The sequence below is a fragment of the Maricaulis parjimensis genome, from assembly GCF_016817355.1.
Classification (GTDB): Bacteria; Pseudomonadota; Alphaproteobacteria; order Caulobacterales; family Maricaulaceae; genus Maricaulis; species Maricaulis parjimensis.
The window spans coordinates 1-1833 of record NZ_JADOTT010000016.1 but is presented as its reverse complement, the minus strand read 5'-3'; the positions used below and the strand labels follow the sequence as shown (position 1 = coordinate 1833).

At 63.1% G+C, this 1833-nt stretch carries 1 protein-coding gene; it reads left to right on the top strand.

Annotation, left to right across the window (positions count from 1 at the left end; translation table 11 throughout):
* Position 1: 1 nt before the first annotated feature.
* Positions 2-1833 (top strand): acetyl-CoA carboxylase biotin carboxylase subunit (locus tag I0K07_RS15730; protein ID WP_203295152.1); only part of this gene is annotated, 1832 nt, incomplete at its 3' end.

The window sequence follows — 1833 nt, the reverse complement described above, 5'->3', positions numbered from 1 at the left end:
CATGTTCAAGAAAATCCTGATCGCCAATCGCGGTGAGATTGCAGTTCGCGTGATCAAGACGTGTCAGCGTCTGGGGATTGCGACTGTGGCTGTTTATTCGGAAGCGGATGCTGACAGCCTGGCGGTTGAGATGGCGGATGAGGCGGTGTTCATCGGCCCGCCGGCGCCGGGTGAGAGCTATCTGGTTCTGGACAAGATTCTTGATGCGGTGAAGTCGACCGGTGCGGATGCGGTGCATCCCGGTTTTGGCTTCCTGTCGGAGAATGCGGCCTTCCCCAAGGCGCTGGAAGCGATCGGCGTGGCCTGGATCGGGCCGAATGTGAACGCCATCGATGCGATGGGCGACAAGATCCGCTCCAAACAGCTGGCGGCGAAGGCGGGCGTGTCGACGATCCCGGGTGCCGATGGCGAGATCAATGATGCCGACACGGCTTTGGCGGCGGCCAAGGCGATCGGCTATCCGGTCATGCTGAAGGCTTCGGCCGGCGGCGGCGGCAAGGGGATGCGGATCGCGCGCTCTGATGAAGAGGTCAAGGAGGGCTTCAAGGCGGCCCGCAATGAGGCCAAATCCTCCTTCGGCGATGACCGCATCCTGATCGAGAAATTCATCGAACAACCGCGCCATATCGAGATCCAGGTTCTGGGCGACAAGCATGGCAATGTGGTGCATCTCAATGAGCGTGAATGCTCGGTGCAGCGGCGTAACCAGAAGGTTCTGGAAGAGGCCCCGTCGCCCTTCCTGGACAGGAAGACCCGCGCCGCCATGGGCGCGCAGGCGGTCGCCCTGTCGGCGGCGGTGGACTATGACAGCGCCGGCACGGTGGAGTTCATCGTCGACAAGAACAAGAATTTCTACTTCCTGGAGATGAATACCCGTCTTCAGGTGGAACACCCCGTCACCGAGCTGACCACGGATCTGGACCTGGTGGAACAGATGATCCGCGTGGCCGCCGGTGAGGAACTGGGCTTCAAGCAGATCGAGGTTCCGCTGGAGGGCTGGGCTGTGGAAGCGCGGCTTTATGCGGAAGATCCCTATCGCGGCTTCCTGCCTTCGATCGGACGCCTGAAACACTTCATCGAGCCGGCCGAGGGCCAGCTGGGCGAGGGCAAGCTGCGCATCGACAGCGGTGTGCGCGAGGGTGATGAGATCTCGCTCTTCTATGATCCGATGATCGCCAAGGTGATCGGCTATGGAAAGACGCGCGAGATCGCCATCGACACGCTGGCCCAGGCGCTGGACCGTCTGCATGTGGAGGGTCTGCAGTCCAATGCGCCCTTCCTGTCGGCGGTTCTGGACGAGCAGGACTTCCGGTCCGGGCGTATCCATACCGGCTATATCCCCGAACACTTCCCCGAAGGCTTCCACGGCACCGCGCCGCGTGAGGACCAGCTGATCGCGATGAGCTGTGCGGCGGCCTATGTGCATGAGATCCAGACCCGCCGGGCGGGCCAGATCGAGGGCCGTATCCGTCCGGAAGAGACGGTCGAGCAGCGTGACTGGGTGATCTTCCTGGACAAGCGCCGCATCCCGGTGGAGATCGCGCTGACCGGTGAGGGCGAGGCCTCCATCTGGTCGCCTTCGCTGCAGGCGGAGAAGATCACGCTGAAGACGGACTGGCAGCCGGGCCAGCATCTGTTCGTGGCCCGGATCGACGGGCAGGAGATGGCGCTGGTCTTCGCGGACCGCACTGAGGGTTATGTGATGCGCCATCGCGGCTTCACCGCCACGGCCATCGTCTGCTCGCCGCGCTCCGCGGAACTGCATGTGCGCCTGCCGGAGAAGGAAAAGCCGGACATGGCCAAACTGGTCGTCTCCCCCATGCCGGGCCTGGT